The sequence below is a fragment of the Amycolatopsis sp. lyj-346 genome, assembly GCF_046548975.1.
Taxonomy (GTDB): domain Bacteria; phylum Actinomycetota; class Actinomycetes; order Mycobacteriales; family Pseudonocardiaceae; genus Amycolatopsis.
Genome location: NZ_JAJPWT010000025.1, coordinates 1 through 14,191, shown reverse-complemented (window position 1 = coordinate 14,191; position 14,191 = coordinate 1). Strand labels below are relative to the sequence as shown.

The 14,191-nt window shown below is 73.2% G+C and carries 17 protein-coding genes; 10 read left to right on the top strand and 7 right to left on the bottom strand.

Translation table 11 applies throughout. The features are described from left to right. Positions 1 to 6: 6 nt before the first annotated feature. A complete protein-coding gene (locus ACLJQE_RS42105; RefSeq protein ID WP_410645417.1) occupies positions 7 to 1,473 on the top strand; it encodes a family 43 glycosylhydrolase in 1,467 nt (488 codons plus the stop codon). A gap of 59 nt (positions 1,474 to 1,532) precedes the next feature. After that, a complete protein-coding gene (locus tag ACLJQE_RS42100) occupies positions 1,533 to 2,336 on the top strand; it encodes an LLM class flavin-dependent oxidoreductase (protein ID WP_410645416.1) in 804 nt (267 codons plus the stop codon). Positions 2,337 to 2,391: 55 nt separating this feature from the next. Here ACLJQE_RS42100 and ACLJQE_RS42095 read toward each other — a convergent pair whose 3' ends face one another. Both ACLJQE_RS42095 and ACLJQE_RS42090 read right to left on the bottom strand, forming a co-directional pair. Next, a complete protein-coding gene (locus ACLJQE_RS42095) occupies positions 2,392 to 2,598 on the bottom strand; it encodes a hypothetical protein (RefSeq protein ID WP_410645414.1) in 207 nt (68 codons plus the stop codon). A 51-nt stretch (positions 2,599 to 2,649) separates the two neighbouring features. Then, on the bottom strand, positions 2,650 to 3,114 hold the full coding sequence (locus ACLJQE_RS42090) for a DUF5994 family protein (RefSeq protein ID WP_410645413.1): 465 nt from the start codon (positions 3,112 to 3,114) through the stop codon (positions 2,650 to 2,652). A gap of 157 nt (positions 3,115 to 3,271) precedes the next feature. Here ACLJQE_RS42090 and ACLJQE_RS42085 point away from each other — a divergent pair, with 157 nt between their 5' ends. Then, entirely contained in the window at positions 3,272 to 4,432 is a 1,161-nt protein-coding gene (locus ACLJQE_RS42085) for a N(5)-(carboxyethyl)ornithine synthase (RefSeq protein WP_410645412.1), read from the top strand. A gap of 3 nt (positions 4,433 to 4,435) precedes the next feature. On the opposite strand, the gene ACLJQE_RS42080 is transcribed toward ACLJQE_RS42085, so the two are convergent. Further along, positions 4,436 to 6,013, bottom strand: coding sequence for a GAF domain-containing protein (locus ACLJQE_RS42080; protein WP_410645411.1), 1,578 nt, complete (start codon positions 6,011 to 6,013; stop codon positions 4,436 to 4,438). A gap of 169 nt (positions 6,014 to 6,182) precedes the next feature. Between ACLJQE_RS42080 and ACLJQE_RS42075 the strand changes: the two genes are divergently transcribed. Next, positions 6,183 to 7,049 (top strand): hypothetical protein, encoded by an 867-nt coding sequence (locus ACLJQE_RS42075; protein WP_410645410.1) that lies wholly within the window; start codon positions 6,183 to 6,185, stop codon positions 7,047 to 7,049. Here the strand turns inward: ACLJQE_RS42075 and ACLJQE_RS42070 are convergent. Beyond that, a complete protein-coding gene (locus tag ACLJQE_RS42070; RefSeq protein WP_410645409.1) occupies positions 7,046 to 7,726 on the bottom strand; it encodes a response regulator in 681 nt (226 codons plus the stop codon). The genes ACLJQE_RS42075 and ACLJQE_RS42070 overlap by 4 nt on opposite strands. A gap of 92 nt (positions 7,727 to 7,818) precedes the next feature. Here ACLJQE_RS42070 and ACLJQE_RS42065 point away from each other — a divergent pair, with 92 nt between their 5' ends. Then, complete coding sequence (locus ACLJQE_RS42065; protein ID WP_410645408.1) at positions 7,819 to 8,493, top strand: BON domain-containing protein; 675 nt, start codon at positions 7,819 to 7,821, stop codon at positions 8,491 to 8,493. Positions 8,494 to 8,657: 164 nt separating this feature from the next. Here the strand turns inward: ACLJQE_RS42065 and ACLJQE_RS42060 are convergent, their stop codons facing one another. Next, a complete protein-coding gene (locus ACLJQE_RS42060) occupies positions 8,658 to 8,831 on the bottom strand; it encodes a hypothetical protein (protein WP_410645407.1) in 174 nt (57 codons plus the stop codon). Between the two features lie 17 nt (positions 8,832 to 8,848). Here ACLJQE_RS42060 and ACLJQE_RS42055 point away from each other — a divergent pair, with 17 nt between their 5' ends. After that, positions 8,849 to 9,484, top strand: a complete 636-nt coding sequence (locus ACLJQE_RS42055) for a hypothetical protein (protein WP_410645406.1) — start codon at positions 8,849 to 8,851, stop codon at positions 9,482 to 9,484. 12 nt (positions 9,485 to 9,496) lie between these two features. Here the strand turns inward: ACLJQE_RS42055 and ACLJQE_RS42050 are convergent, their stop codons facing one another. Then, positions 9,497 to 10,153 carry a phosphoribosyltransferase gene (locus ACLJQE_RS42050; protein WP_410645405.1) on the bottom strand — a complete coding sequence of 219 codons (657 nt, stop codon included), beginning with the start codon at positions 10,151 to 10,153 and terminating at the stop codon, positions 9,497 to 9,499. A 240-nt stretch (positions 10,154 to 10,393) separates the two neighbouring features. Between ACLJQE_RS42050 and ACLJQE_RS42045 the strand changes: the two genes are divergently transcribed. Together ACLJQE_RS42045 and ACLJQE_RS42040 are read left to right on the top strand one after the other, a co-directional pair. Beyond that, entirely contained in the window at positions 10,394 to 10,822 is a 429-nt protein-coding gene (locus ACLJQE_RS42045) for a DUF6292 family protein (RefSeq protein ID WP_410645404.1), read from the top strand. A gap of 164 nt (positions 10,823 to 10,986) precedes the next feature. Next, positions 10,987 to 12,165, top strand: coding sequence for an AI-2E family transporter (locus tag ACLJQE_RS42040; protein ID WP_410645403.1), 1,179 nt, complete (start codon positions 10,987 to 10,989; stop codon positions 12,163 to 12,165). Here the strand turns inward: ACLJQE_RS42040 and ACLJQE_RS42035 are convergent. Next, positions 12,147 to 12,497 carry an HPF/RaiA family ribosome-associated protein gene (locus ACLJQE_RS42035; protein ID WP_410645402.1) on the bottom strand — a complete coding sequence of 117 codons (351 nt, stop codon included), beginning with the start codon at positions 12,495 to 12,497 and terminating at the stop codon, positions 12,147 to 12,149. The two genes, ACLJQE_RS42040 and ACLJQE_RS42035, sit on opposite strands and share 19 nt — an antisense overlap. 270 nt (positions 12,498 to 12,767) lie before the next feature. Here ACLJQE_RS42035 and ACLJQE_RS42030 point away from each other — a divergent pair, with 270 nt between their 5' ends. Continuing rightward, positions 12,768 to 12,926, top strand: a complete 159-nt coding sequence (locus tag ACLJQE_RS42030) for a DUF6307 family protein (RefSeq protein WP_410645401.1) — start codon at positions 12,768 to 12,770, stop codon at positions 12,924 to 12,926. 153 nt (positions 12,927 to 13,079) lie between these two features. After that, positions 13,080 to 13,970: an intradiol ring-cleavage dioxygenase gene (locus ACLJQE_RS42025; RefSeq protein WP_410645400.1), complete on the top strand. Its 891-nt coding sequence runs from the start codon at positions 13,080 to 13,082 to the stop codon at positions 13,968 to 13,970. Positions 13,971 to 14,191: the final 221 nt, after the last annotated feature.

The window sequence follows — 14,191 nt, the reverse complement described above, 5'->3', positions numbered from 1 at the left end:
ACACCGATGACGGTCCCGATCGTTCCGGGATTCCACCCCGACCCGTCGATCTGCCGGGTCGGCGACACGTACTACCTGGCGAATTCGAGCTTCGAGTACGTGCCGGGCGTCCCGATCCGGCGCAGCACCGACCTCGTCTCCTGGGAGCTCGCAGGCCACGCGCTGACCCGGCCCAGCCAGCTGCCGCCGAGCGACGGGGCCGCGAACACCGGCATCTACGCCCCGACGCTGCGTCACCACGACGGCCGGTTCCACCTCGTCACCACGAACATCCTCGAAGCCCACCGCGGCCAGCTGATCGTGACCGCCGAGGACCCGGCCGGGCCGTGGTCCGAACCGGTGCACGTGCCCGGCACCGACGGCATCGACCCGGACCTCTGCTGGGACGACGCCGGCGGCTGCCACCTCACGTGGGCGTCGTTCCGGCCGGACCTGCCGGGCATCGCCAGCGTGCCGATCGACCCGGCCACGGGAGCCGTGCTCGGCGAACCGCGGCTGCTGTGGAACGGCACCGGCCTGGCGGCGCCCGAGGGCCCGCACCTGTACCGCGTCGGCGGCTGGTGGTACCTCCTGCTCGCCGAAGGCGGCACCGAACGCGGCCACGCCGTCACCCTCGCCCGCGCCCGCACCCTGGCGGGCCCGTACGAGCCGGCGCCGGCCAACCCGATCCTGACCCACCGCAGCACGACGCACCCGGTGCAGAACACCGGGCACGCCGACCTCGTCGAGTGCGCCGACGGCAGCTGGGCGATGGTGTACCTGGGCGTCCGGCCCCGCGGCAAGACACCGCAGTTCCACGTGAACGGCCGCGAAACCTTCCTGGCCGGCGTGGACTGGGTGGACGGCTGGCCCGTCGTGGCCGAGGACCGGTTTCCGGTCGCGCCCGCCGACCACGGTTTCACGGACGGGTTCGCGACGGCGGAGCTGCACCCGCGCTGGGTGGCCCCCGGCGCCGGGCCGGAGACCTTCACGCGCTGGGCGGGACCGGGCGAACTGGTCCTGGCCGCGGGGCGCCCCTTGCTGACCCGCGCGCTCGACGAACACTGGACGGCGGTGGCGCACCTCGACGTTTCCCGGGGCGCCGGCGCGTTCGTCGTGCGCATCGACGACCGGCACTGGTACGGCCTCACGGCCGGCGGCGGCGAGGTCACGGCGACGCTCGCCATCGGCCCGGCCCGCGACGTCGTCACGACCGTCGCGGCCGGTTCGGTCGTGACGCTGCGGATCCGGGCTCTCCGGCCGCCGGCGTCCGGCCCGTTCCACGAGGTCACCGAGCCCGACCTCGTCGAACTGTCCGTGCTCGGCGAAGACGGCCGGGGGCAGGTCCTCGGCACGTTCGACGGACGTTATCTGTCCACGGAGGTGGCGGCCGGCTTCACGGGCCGCATGATCGGGGTGGAAGCACTCGACGGAACCGTGACACTGCGGGAGTTCCGGTACTCGACCGACCGGGACGAACATCGGCAGAACTGATCGAGTTGAGTGGATTTCATTGCTTTTCGCGATGAGTCCCGGTCCGTAGCGTCACCGGCATGACCCCGCAGCACGCGCTCTGGCTCCCGCTCTTCGACGACCTGGCCGATCCGGCACTCGTCGCCCACCTCGCCGCCGAAGCCGAGGAGGCGGGCTGGCACGGCTTCTTCGTGTGGGACCACCTCCGCTGGCGCGAGCCGGTGGCCGCCGTGGCCGATCCGTGGATCGCACTGGCCGCGATCGCCACCACGACGTCGGACCTGCGCTTCGGGCCGATGGTCAGCGCGATCACGCGCCGCCGCCCGGCCAAGCTCGCCCGCGAGACCGCCACCCTCGACCGGCTCGGCGGCGGCCGGCTCACCCTCGGCGTCGGCCTCGGCAGCGACCGGTTCGGCGAAGAGTTTTCCCGCACCGGCGAAGAATGCGACGACCGGGTGCGCGCCGGCATGCTCGACGAAGCACTGGACGTCCTCGCCGCCGCGTGGTCCGGCGACGTCGTGCACCACCACGGCGAGCACTACACGGTGGACGGCATCCGGTTCCTGCCGACGCCGGTGCGCCGGATCCCGGTCTGGGCGGCGGGCTTCCCCGGCAAGCTCCGCCCGATGCGCCGGGCCGCGCGTCTCGACGGCTACTTCCCGGTGAACCTCGGTTCCGCCGAGCGGTTCGCCGAAGCCGTGGCCCAGGTCGAGGCACTGCGTGGGGGAACGGGGCCGTTCGACTACATCGCGGAGGTCGGGCCCGGCGAAGACAGCGCTCCATACGCGCGGGCGGGGGCGACCTGGGTGTTGACCGGTTTCGATCCCGAATCGCTGTCGGTCGATCACGTGCGCGGCGTGCTGCGCGACGGCCCGCCCTCCTGAGCGCCGGGCCTGCTCGGCCCGGGGCGGAGGCGGTGCGGCCGCTACCGCGCCGGTGTCATCGCCGGGTGCGGCGGCCGGACGGGTCGTGGGCCTGCTTGCCGGGCCGCCGGGACGCGGCGGGTTCGGTACTGCCGCCGGACGACGGCTCCGGGGTGTACACCGGCTGGCGGAACAGGCTTCCGTACCGGCTTTCCTGGGGCGTGGTGAGCGTCCCGGGCCGGGGCTCCTCGGCGACGGGGTGGCTGAACAACGAAATGTCCAATGTGGAAGTAATGGGGTTTTCCTTTCGTGGTGCCACCCGGGGTGGCGTGGGTCATGCGGGCAGCGGTACGCCGCTCTGGGTCCGCCCGGCGGCGCCGCGGCCCGCAAGCAGCTGCGCGCTGTCGTCGGTACCGCCCTCGGCCGCGGCGGCCGCGAGGGCCTGCCGCGCGAGGTCGGCACCGGTTTCCGGTGGGACGACCAGCAGGGTCAGCCGTCGCCGGTCCCAGCCGATCACCGTCACGGTGTCGGCCGATTGCGACCGGAACCCCTCGAGCCGGACGGTACCGCCGTCGAAGACGAGCCGCCGGTTCGGCACCGGCCACTCGCCGAGCCGGTAGGTGACCCGGTCGAGCCGCCCCAGCCGCGATTCCAGCGCCGCGAGCAGCGTGGGCAGCTCGGCGGACAGGTCATCACCGCGGGGCCACCAGGCGCCGTCGACGTATCCGGTGGCGGGCGCAACAGGCTTGAGCTGCAACCGTACTTCGGCGGTCAAGGTGGTTTTCGGGCCCGACGGCATGCCGGTGCTCCGTCCCCCGGCTGGACGATCGGCCGGATCGGGACCGAGGACGGCGCAGGTTCGACCACTTGCGCGCGAAATGCTCTCGGACAACACCCAGCGTACACGACGGCTGCGCCGGGTGTGTTAAGACTGGTGTTTTAGCGAAGGGGCCCCCGTGCACCAGCTCAGCCTCGGCGTCGTCGCGCGTTCCCGCAAGGAGAACGAACAGCGGTTGCCGATCCACCCGCACCACTTCGACCGGATCGACGCCGATCTCCGGGACCGCATCCACCTCGAACACGGCTACGGCGAACCGTTCGGCGTGCCCGACGAACAGCTGGCGAGCGTGGTCGCGGGACTGCGCACGCGCGAGCAGCTTATCGCCGAGTGCGACGTCGTCCTGCTGGCCAAACCCCTGCGGGAAGACGTCGCCGAACTGCGGCCCGGCCAGGTGCTGTGGGGGTGGCCGCACTGCGTGCAGGACACCGAGCTGACCCAGCTGGCGATCGACCGGCGGCTGACCGTGATCGCCTTCGAGGCGATGAACCACTGGCGGTCCGACGGCTCGTTCGGGCTGCACGTCTTCCACAAGAACAACGAACTGGCCGGCTACTGCTCGGTCCTGCACGCCCTGCAGCTGATCGGCTCGACCGGCGACTACGGCCGGCGGCTCCGTGCGGTGGTGATCGGCTTCGGCGCGACCGCCCGCGGCTCGGTGACCGCGCTGAACGCCCACGGGATCCACGACGTCGAGGTCCTCACCGCCCGGGGGCTCAGCGCGGTCGGCTCCCCGATCCACTCCGCGACGATGGTCCACTTCGACCACGACAAGAACAACCCCGGCGACCCCCGGCGCAGCCACGCGCACACCGATCACGGCCGGGTGCCGCTGGCCGGGTTCCTCGCCGAGCACGACATCGTCGTCAACTGCGTGCTGCAGGACACCGCGGCGCCGCTGACCTTCCTGATCGAGGAGGACCTCGCCGCGTTCGCTCCGGGCAGCCTGATCGTCGACGTCTCCTGCGACGAAGGTATGGGCTTCAGCTGGGCGCGGCCCACGACGTTCGCCGAGCCGGCGTTCCCGGTCGGCGACGGCATCACCTACTACGCCGTCGACCACAGCCCGTCCCACCTGTGGAACTCGGCGACCTGGGAGATCAGCGAAGCCCTGCTGCCCCACCTGCGGGCAGTCCTTTCCGGACAGTCCACATGGGACGAGCACGAGACCGTCCGGCGCGCCGTGGAGATCCAGGACGGCACGATCCGCAACCCCGCGATCCTGTCCTTCCAGCACCGCGCCCCGGAATACCCGCACCACCGCCGGAGCGCCGGCTGAGCGTCAGCGCACCGGGACCGTCCACAGCAGACAGGTGCCGCCGCCGTCCGGCCGCCGGAGCCGCAGTGACCCGCCCGCTTCCGCGGCCCGCTGCTCGAGGTTGCGCAGCCCGCTGCGCGCCACGGCTTCCGGCAGCCCGATCCCGGTGTCGGAGACCTCGACGACCAGGTCCCCGGCCACGGACACGGTGACCGCCAGCTCCGCTGCCCGCGCGTGCCGCAGGACGTTGCTGACCGCTTCGCGCACGACAGCCTCGGCGTGTTCGGCCAAGCCGGCGGGCACCCGGTCGAACGCGCCGGACAGCCGGACCGTCGTGCGGATGGCGGAGTCGGCGCAGGCGTCGGTGATGGCGTCCTGCAGGCGCGCCCGCAGCCCCCGCCCGGCACCCGGCCGGCCGTGCAGGGCGAAGATCGCGCTGCGGATCTCCTCGATGACGTCCTGGAGCTGGTCGATGTGCTGGACGAGCCGGGCGGCGACCGCGGGTGAGTCCGCCCGGCGGCGGGTGCCCTCGATGCCGAGGCCGACCGCGAACAGCCGCTGGATGACGTGGTCGTGCAGATCGCGGGCGATCCGTTCCCGGTCCACCACCACGTCCAGCTCCCGGCGGGCGGCCTGGCTTTCGGCGTCGCGCAGAGCCAGCGCGGCTTGGTCGGCGAAGGCGGCCACGAGCTGCAGCTCGTGCTCGCCGAACCGCGCCGCGCCGGGAGCGCGGATCGCCAGGAGCACGCCCGCGGTGGACTCACCGGAGCGCAAGCGCACCGCCAGCGCCGGTCCGAGGTCCACGCCCAGGTCCTCGGCCAGGCCGGGCACGCTGCGCGGCACGTGGTCGCGCAGCACCGCGCCCGAGGTCGACCCGTCGAGCGGGATCCGGCGGCCGGTCAGCACGGCCGCGTCCGGGCCGGCGCACACCGAGACGGCCAAAGCGCCGCCGGGCGACCCGGGCAGCGCGATGAGCGCGTGGTCGGCGCCGGTGAGCTCGGCGGCCCGGCTCGCGACCAGGCGCAGCACCGCGTGCACGTCGGCGCCGCCCAGCAGCTCGGCGGAGATCTCCCCGGTCGCTTCCAGCCACCGCTGCCTGCTCCGGCTCTCCTCGTAGAGCCGCGCGTTGTCGACGGCGATGCCGGCCGCCGCCGCCAGCGCGACGATCGCCCGTTCGTCGTCGAGGGTGAACGGCCGCTCGCCGGTGAGGTACAACCGCCCGAGGACCACGCCCCGGACCAGGAGCGGGACGCCGAGGAAGGCCCGCATCGGCGGGTGGCCCGGCGGGAAGCAGCGCGCGTCCAGTTCGCGCAGGCGCACCGGAGCCCGGCCGGTCACGAGCGCGCCGAGCAGCCCGTGCCCCGCCGGTGGCGGGCCGATCCGGTGCCGCGTGGCGTCGTCGACGCCGGTGACGGCGAACGCGGTCGTCCGGCCCTCCTCGTCGAGCAGGGCCAGTGCGCCGTACCGGGCGCCGGCCAGTCCGGCGGCGGCGACGACGATCCGGTGCAGCACGGCCTCGAGCTCCAGACCGGCGGAGAAGGCGAGCACGGCCGCCGGCAGCGCGCCCATCCGGTCCCGGCCCGACGTCGTTTCCTCGGGCATGTCCCCACAGTGGCACGGGCGGTCCGGCTCGTGGCGGATCCGGGGGAACCGCACCACGTTTCGCAACCGGCGACCTTCGCCCGGCCACGGGTGCCGTTCGGCACTTGGCCCAGGCCGGCGCCCGGGCGGACGGTGAAGGCACCAGGAACCCACGAATTCGGAGCCGTCCATGAAGACCGGTGTCATGCCCGTCGGGCACCTCAACGCGAGCCAGATGCGATCCGTGCTCCTCGCGGCCACGGCTCCGCCGCCGCTGGGTCACGGACGGCCGTGGCGGTTCCAGTGCACCCCGGACGCCGTCGAGCTGTACGCGGATTCGCTCACCACCGGCACCGACAGCGACCAGCGCGAACGAATGCTGGACTGCGGGGCCGCCCTGCTGAACCTCCGGCTGGCGATCAAGGCGCAGAGCAGCCACGCCGACGTGCGGCTGTTCCCCACCGCGGACCGGCCCGAGCTGCTCGCCGTCGTGCGGCCGAACGGCTACGAGACGATCGCGCCGCAGGACCGTGAACTCGTGGCGGCCATCGCCGGACGGCAGAGCAACCGGCGTCCGTTCACCACCGCGATCGTCCCCGAGGCGGTGCAGCGGCAGCTCCGGCGGGCCGCCGAAGTCGAACGCGCCTGGCTGGCCACCATCACCGACGACCAGGTGCCCCAGCTGCGCGACATCATGCACCGCACGGAGGTCCCGCCGGCCACGCCCGGCCCCGGCGGCGGGAGCGACCTCGACCTCGAACCCGGCCGGCTGGTCGTGGTCGTCGGCTCGCTGCACGACACCGCCCTCGGCCGGCTCCAGGCCGGCCAGGCCCTGCAGCGGGTCCTGCTCACGGCCACCGCCGCGGGGCTCTCCGCCGCGCTGTCGGCACAGGCGATCGCCGTGCCGTCCACCCGGCGCGAGCTGCGCCGGCTGCTCGGCGGCGGGCTCTGGCCCCAGATCATGCTGCGCCTCGGCCACGGCACCGCGGTACCGTCCCCGGCCCAGGCCCAGCTCGAGGACGTCGTGATCAGCGACGAGCACCCGTTCGGCCGCTAACCGCCCGGACGGCGGTGCGCGCCGTGGATCCCGGTCACCAGCACCGCCGCCTGCGACCGCCGCTCCAGCCCGAGCTTCGCCAGCAGCCGCGACACGTAGTTCTTGACGGTCTTCTCGGCCAGGAACATCCGCTCGGCGATCTGCCGGTTCGTCAGGCTCTCCCCGAGCAGGTCCAGCAGCACCAGCTCCTGCTCGCTCAGCCCCGCCAACGGGCCGGGTTCCCCGGTCTTGGTCCGCAGCTCGGTCACCAGCGCGGCGACCGCCCGGCCGTCCAGCAGGGTCTCGCCCGCCCCCACCCGGCGGATGGCGTCCACCAGCTGCAGCCCCTTCACGTCCTTGATCACATACCCCTCGGCGCCGGCCAGCACCGCTTCGACCATCGAATCCTCGTCGGTGAAGGACGTGAGCATCAGGCACCGGAGGCCGGGCAGCGCCGCGCGCAGGTCGCGGCACAGCTGCACGCCGTTGCCGTCCGGCAGCCGGACGTCCAGCACCGCCACGTCCGGGCGCAGCGCGGGCACCCTCGCCAGGGCTTCGGCCACCGACGAAGCCTGCCCGACGACGGTCAGGTCGGGTTCGTCGCCGACCAGTTCGGCGATCCCGCGCCGCACGAGTTCGTGGTCGTCGACCAAGAAGACCGTGATGACGGGCGTAGCGTGCTGCGGGCTGTCATCCACCACTCCACGCTACGCCCGGTCGCGCCGAACGACCCCCGGACAAAGGCCTCGTGCCTCTAGGTCGCGCGGCGCGGGCCGACCACCGTGGAGGGATGACACAGATCCAGCACCGGCCCGATCACCACCTCAAGACGGCTGTCACCGATGAACTCGCCTGGACCCCCAGTGTCAACGCCGAAGGAATCGCCGTGACCGTCGCCGACGGCGCCGCGACGCTGGCCGGACACGTCGGCACCTATCCCGAGAAGGAAGCGGCCCTGCGCGCCGCGACCCGGGTCCACGGGGTGACCACCACCGTGGACCGGATCCTCGTCCGGCACGGCCACGCGGTTCCGGACGACGTGGATATCGCCCGGGAAGCCATGGCCGTATTCGACCGCCGCACGGTTCTCGTGCCGAAGGATTCGGTGCAGGTCGACGTGCGCGACCGGGTGGTCACGCTGCGCGGCTCGGTGGACTGGCACCACGAGCGCGAAGCCGCCCGCCGGGCGGTGGCCGTGCTCCCCGGGGTCAGCGGGGTGCGGAACCTGATCACGTTGCGGCCCGCGCCGGGAGTCACCGCGGCCGAGACCAAGGCGCAGCTCGTCGCGGCGCTGGCCCGGCACGCACCGGGGTTCGCGCAGCACGTCGAGGTCGCCATCGACGATGGTCACGTCACGCTGACCGGGCAGGTCCTCACCCCGGCCGAACGCCGTTCGGCCGAGCAGACCGCGTGGTTCGCCCCCGGGGTGACCGCCGTCGACAACCAGGTGCAGCTCTCCGGCTGAGCCTTTCCGCCGGCCTCGACGGCGCCCGGCCCGGAGAGCGCCGAGCACGGCCGGCGGATTCGCCGGCCGGAACCCGGGACGCCGCCGCAGCGCTCGCGCTGCGGACCCGGCTTTCCGGCCGCGACCGCGGCACCGGCGTTCTCCGGCCTCGGTGTGGCCGGGCCTCAGTCTGCTTCGCCGCCGGGCGCAGGTGGCGGCGTGGCGAGGCGGGCGTGCAGCCGTTCCCGGATCTCGTCCGGGGTGTAGGCCCGGCGCCGTCGCTCCTGGCGCGCGATCACCGCCCCGGTCGCGGCGACCCCGACGAGCCCGGCCAGTCCCACTGTCTTCCACCAGCGCATGGGCCTAGGCTACTGCCGTGCCGGGGACCGAGCTCGATCTCGACGAAGCCGTGGCCGTGACGCGCACGGGCGACCTGTGGTTGTTCCGGGGACGGTCCGCGGCCGACCGCACGATCCGCGTCGTCACGAACAGCCCGGTCAACCACGTCGGCATGGCCGTGGTGATCGAGGACCTGCCGCCGCTGATGTGGCACGCGGAACTGGGGCGGAGCCTGCCGGACGTCTGGTCGGGCGCCCACCAGCGCGGCGCCCAGCTGCACGACCTGCGCCAGGCCGTGCTCGTCTGGGCCGAGCGGTACCACCAGCGGGTCTGGCTGCGCCAGCTCGTCCACCCCGTCACCGCGGAGATGGAGGACGCCGTCCTGCGCACGATCGCGCGGCTCGACGGCACCCCGTTCCCGTCGACCGCGCGGCTGGCGTCCCGGTGGCTCGGCGGACGGCTGCCGTCCCGGAAGCGGAACGCCGATGACGCCGGTCTCGAGTCCGGTTACTGCGCCGAGATCGTCGCGCTCACCTACGAGGCCATGGGCCTGCTGCCCCGGAGCCGCCGTCCGAACTGGTACGACCCGGGGCGCTTCTGGAGCGGAGACCAGCTCGAGCTGGCGGACGGCGCCACCCTGGGCGACGAGATCGCCGTCCGCCTGCCGGGCTGACCCCGGCGCACGTCAGCGGGGCACCTCGGTCGGCAGGCGGGGTTCGCGGTGCAGCAGCTCGAGCGCCTCGGTGCCGTCGATCGCCGGGAACTTCCGGTAGCTGTTGCGCACCGCGTGCAGCCAGCGCACCGGGCGCAGGCAGACGACCTGGTCCACCTCACGGGCGAGCCGGTCGAGCACGCCCGCCTCGGCGACCGGAACCGCGAGCACGATCCGGCGCACCTGACGGGCGCGCAGGACACCGATCGCCGTGTGCGCGGTCGTGCCGGTGGCGGCGCCGTCGTCGGCGAGCACCACGGTCCGGCCGACGATCGGCACCGGTGCGACGTCGCGCCGGTAGACGGCGACCTGCCGGGCCAGGCCGGCACTCGCCTCCTCGGCGAGCCGGGTGAGCCCGGCCGCCGCGACGTCGAACCGCCGGATGGCGTCGTGGTCCCAGACGATCAGGCCGCCCTCGCCCACCGCGCCGAGCAGCGCCGGCGGCGGCCCGGCGGCCTCGATCCGCTGGGTGAGCAGGACGTCCAGCGGCGCACCGAGGACGTCGGCGATCTCGCCGGCCACCACCAGCCCGCCCTCGGACAAGCCGAGGACCACGGCCCGGTCGCCACGGAGCTGACGCAACCGGAGCGCCAGTCGCTCACCGGCTTCCCGGCGATCACGGAACCGCATGGGCGCTCCTGGGGGTCGAAAGCCGATCGGCCGTCTTCCAGCATGACCACACCGCGTCCACGGGCGCGAGGGCCGTTGGTCACCGCGGAGCGGAGGCGTTCGGCACGTTCCGCGGATTCCGGCCCCCGCGCCGGGCGGCCTCGCCGGTCCACAAAGGACTGACAATACGGCCCGGCTCACCGGCGGCGACGCGCGGCTCCTGGTGTGCCGTCCGTTCGGAAGCCCTCTAGCGTGGCAGGCATGGAGCACACCGAACTCGACACCCGTACCCTCGAGCGCGCCCTCGGCGACTACGTACGGGAGGTGGCGGCCGCGGTCGGCGTCCCGGACGAGAGCACCACCGTGGAGATCAGCGACACGGCCACCGCCTACCTCGGGCTGCCGCGGCGGTGGCCCGGCCGGCCCGACCACGACGTCATGCTGGTGTGGAACGAACAGCGGGGGTGGTCGCTCGCCGTGGAAACCGACCCCGCCACGGCCCCGATCGTCCTCGCCCGCCAAAGCGACGACCTCGTCCCCGCCCCGGCCGCGGTGGCGCGGTTCGTCGCCGACACCGCGGCCGGGCGCCCCGCGCGCCAGGTGCCGGCCGCGGTGTCGGCGATCGAGGTGACGCGCAGATCGCTGGCCGCGCGGCTGAGGCCCTACCTCCGCGACGCCCCGGGCGGCTGACCGCGTTCCGCGTGGAGTCCGCCAAGGACGTTCGGCTCCCTCGGACGCGCCGCGCGGGAGCCCGCCCGGCGGTAGGCTGGGGAAGACAGCGCCCAGACCCTGCTTTCCCCCTCGATCGGCATCGTGGCCGCAGCCGGCCGTTCACCACCAAGAGCAGGATCTTCATGACCGCCGAGGAAACCACCCCGCAACACCCCGCCGACGCCACGGTGCGTGACGCCGGGGCTTCTGCGGTGCCGTACGGGCTCCGCGTCGCGGCCGCGGTCTCGTGGCGCCTGCTGGTCGTCGCGGCGGCACTGACGGTACTGGGGTTCGTGGCCGTCCGGCTGGCCTCGGTGCTCGTCCCGGTCGCGGTGGCGCTGCTGCTCGCCGGGCTGTTCTCGCCCGCCGTCTCCTGGCTGGCGGGCCGGAGGGTCCCCCGCGGACTGGCCACCGCGATCGTGCTGATCGTGGGTATTGCGCTGGCCGGCGCGGTGGTGACGTTCGTGGTCATCACCGTCACCGTGGGCATGCCCGAGCTGATCGACCAGGTCACCGTGAGCCTGACCGAGCTGCACACCTGGCTGCGGACCGGCCCGCTGCACCTGAGCCAGGGCCAGCTCGACTCGATGCTCGGCAACCTGACCGCCATGCTGGACCGGAACAAATCGGCGATCGCCTCGGGCGCTCTCACCACCGCGGTCACCGTCGGCGAACTGCTCGCCGAGGCCCTGCTCGCGGTCTTCTGCCTGATCTTCTTCCTCGCCCAGGGAAACACGATCTGGGCGTTCATCATGCGAGGGGTACCCGCCCGGCTCCGCGACCGCGTCGACGTCGCCGGGCGCAGCGGATTCACCACCCTCGCGCACTACATCCGCGGCACCGCCGCCGTCGCCTTCGTCGACGCCGCGGGAATCGGCCTCGGTCTGGTGATCATCGGGGTCCCCTTGGCGGCGCCGCTGAGCACGCTGGTCTTCCTCGGCGCGTTCGTCCCCGTGATCGGCTCGGTGCTCGCCGGCGGCATCGCCGTCCTCGTGGCACTGGTGGCCAACGGCGTCTGGGCGGCCGTCATCGTGCTCGCCGTCGTGGTCGGCGTCATGCAGGTCGAAAGCCATGTCCTGCAACCACTGCTGCTCGGGCGGGCGGTCCGGCTGCACCCGCTGGCCGTCGTCCTCGCCCTCGCCATCGGGCTCGTCACCGCCGGAGTCGTCGGTGCCCTGCTCGCCGTGCCGCTGCTCGCCGTCTTCAGCTCGGGCGTGCGGAGCCTGGCTGCCCGGCCGGAGAACCCCTCGGCCGGGCGGCAGGCTTCCGGTACGCCCCCTGCCGAGCCGGCGGCCGATGACGGTCACGTGCGCCCGTCCTGATGCCGGATGGAGTCCCCGCCCTTGTGGTGGTCCGCGCGGCCGTAAACGCTTTCGAGCAGGTGCTCGAGTTTCTGCGCGGCACCCCGGCACGCCTCGGTGAGCGAGCCGGCGTGATGGCTGACGGCCACCGGCCGCCGCCCGGCCGGCCGGGCCTCGAGCAGGCAGCGCCGGTCCTGTCCGTCGCCGGCATGGGTTTCGTCGCTGAAATGGGCGTCCAGCCGCGTGAGGTGGTCGCTGAACCGCGACAGCCTGGTGGCGAGCTCCGACTCGACGTGCCGGATCAGCTCGGCGCTGCCGTGCAGGGTCCGGTCCGTGCTGATCTGGATCAGCATGCGTTTCCGTCCTTTCGGCGGCCTACGGCCCGGGGCCGCGTGAAACGGGTCCCGATGACGAGTCGGCCTGCGACGATCGTGCTCGCCGACGTCTCCGCCCGCCAGGGTCATCCGTCGTCTGCCGGCGGCCGAACGAACTTTTTCGCTGCCTGAACGCCCCGCCGCCGTCGGCTGCTTCCCCCGGGCGGGGTATCGTGGGCAGTGTCGAGAGCACCTCGTACGTGAGTGGCCAAGCCCGCGTCGTCCTCGGCAATCAGAAGTGGGTGTGCCATGACCGCCGAAACCCCGTTTGTCTCCCGTTATGAACGACGGGTGAAGATCGCCCAGGATGTCGTGCAGAGCCGCACGGAACTCGACGACAAAGCCGCCTTCGACCTCGCCGTGCACGTGGTGCGCGTGCTCGACACGGTGCCCGAGAAGACACGCTGACCGGTTCACCGGCGCCCTCTTCGCGAAGAGGGCGCCGGTGAAGGCGGGCGTGCCCGTGCGGCCCGCGTGAACGAGCTGCCGAGCCGGAAAGGCAAAGCCGGCTCACAGGGTCCGCACACCAGGCACTTACCTTGGCATTACAAGCTCAAGACCATGAGCAAACCCGAACCGGCTTACCAGGGCCGCCCGTTGCCCCGGCCGCAGGACGAGGTCGTGGACCAGGGCCTCGGCTTCGACCTCGAAACGCTGTTCGACCGCCGCCGGGCGTTGCGGTTCCTCGGCCTCGGCGCGGCCGGGGCCGTGCTGACCGCGTGCGGCGCCTCCTCCGGCGGTTCCTCCGCCACCACGACGACCACGTCGCCGGCTTCGGCCGCGTCGGGCGAGATCCCGGACGAGACCGCGGGACCGTACCCGGGCGACGGCTCCAACGGGCCGGACGTGCTCGAACAGAGCGGGGTCGTGCGCAGCGACATCCGGCCCGGCTTCGGCACCGGCAGCGGCACCGCCGAAGGCGTGCCCATGACCCTGGAACTGATGATCGCCGACCTGGCCAACGGCGGCTCGCCGTTCGCCGGAGCCGCCGTCTACGTCTGGCACGCCGACCGCGCCGGCCGGTACTCCCTCTATTCGAGCGGGATCGAGAACGAGAACTACCTGCGCGGCGTCCAGATCGCCGGCGCCGACGGCCGGGTCCGCTTCACGAGCATCTTCCCGGCCTGCTACGACGGCCGCTGGCCGCACATCCACTTCGAGGTCTACCCCGACCAGGCGAGCATCACCGACGCCACCAAGGCCATCGCCACGTCGCAGGTCGCCCTGCCGCAGAACGTGTGCGAAACGGTCTACGCCCAGACCGGCTACGAGCAGTCCGTGGCCAACCTCCGGAAGGTGAGCCTGAGCGCCGACAACGTCTTCGGCGACGACAGCGGCGCCTTGCAGCTCGCGACCGTGACCGGAGACGGCGCGGGCGGCTACACCGCGACTCTCAACGTCGGCGTGGACACCTCGACGAAGCCGTCCGGCGGCGCGCCCCCGTCCCGCTGATCCCGGCGCGACCGAGTCCGTCCCCTGTGGACGGCGGCCTTGACGGGTGTTCAGGCGCCGAGGCGGCTGTAGAGGCGGCTGGCCAACGACGCCGCCAGCTGGTTCACCGTGGCCAGCGGATCGAGCTGCGCGAACTGCCCCAGCAGCTCCGCCGCCGCGTAGGCCTCCTCGGCTGAGAGCACCGCCACGCACTGTTCCCGCCGTCCGCGCTCCAGCAGCCG

Coding starts and splice junctions, on each gene's coding strand:
- ACLJQE_RS42105 (WP_410645417.1), top strand. CDS start 7: ATGACGGTCCCGATCGTTCCGGGATTCCACCCCGACCCGTCGATCTGC.
- ACLJQE_RS42100 (WP_410645416.1), top strand. CDS start 1,533: ATGACCCCGCAGCACGCGCTCTGGCTCCCGCTCTTCGACGACCTGGCC.
- ACLJQE_RS42090 (WP_410645413.1), bottom strand. CDS start 3,114: ATGCCGTCGGGCCCGAAAACCACCTTGACCGCCGAAGTACGGTTGCAG.
- ACLJQE_RS42080 (WP_410645411.1), bottom strand. CDS start 6,013: ATGCCCGAGGAAACGACGTCGGGCCGGGACCGGATGGGCGCGCTGCCG.
- ACLJQE_RS42075 (WP_410645410.1), top strand. CDS start 6,183: ATGAAGACCGGTGTCATGCCCGTCGGGCACCTCAACGCGAGCCAGATG.
- ACLJQE_RS42065 (WP_410645408.1), top strand. CDS start 7,819: ATGACACAGATCCAGCACCGGCCCGATCACCACCTCAAGACGGCTGTC.
- ACLJQE_RS42060 (WP_410645407.1), bottom strand. CDS start 8,831: ATGCGCTGGTGGAAGACAGTGGGACTGGCCGGGCTCGTCGGGGTCGCC.
- ACLJQE_RS42050 (WP_410645405.1), bottom strand. CDS start 10,153: ATGCGGTTCCGTGATCGCCGGGAAGCCGGTGAGCGACTGGCGCTCCGG.
- ACLJQE_RS42045 (WP_410645404.1), top strand. CDS start 10,394: ATGGAGCACACCGAACTCGACACCCGTACCCTCGAGCGCGCCCTCGGC.
- ACLJQE_RS42040 (WP_410645403.1), top strand. CDS start 10,987: ATGACCGCCGAGGAAACCACCCCGCAACACCCCGCCGACGCCACGGTG.
- ACLJQE_RS42035 (WP_410645402.1), bottom strand. CDS start 12,497: ATGCTGATCCAGATCAGCACGGACCGGACCCTGCACGGCAGCGCCGAG.
- ACLJQE_RS42030 (WP_410645401.1), top strand. CDS start 12,768: ATGACCGCCGAAACCCCGTTTGTCTCCCGTTATGAACGACGGGTGAAG.
- ACLJQE_RS42025 (WP_410645400.1), top strand. CDS start 13,080: ATGAGCAAACCCGAACCGGCTTACCAGGGCCGCCCGTTGCCCCGGCCG.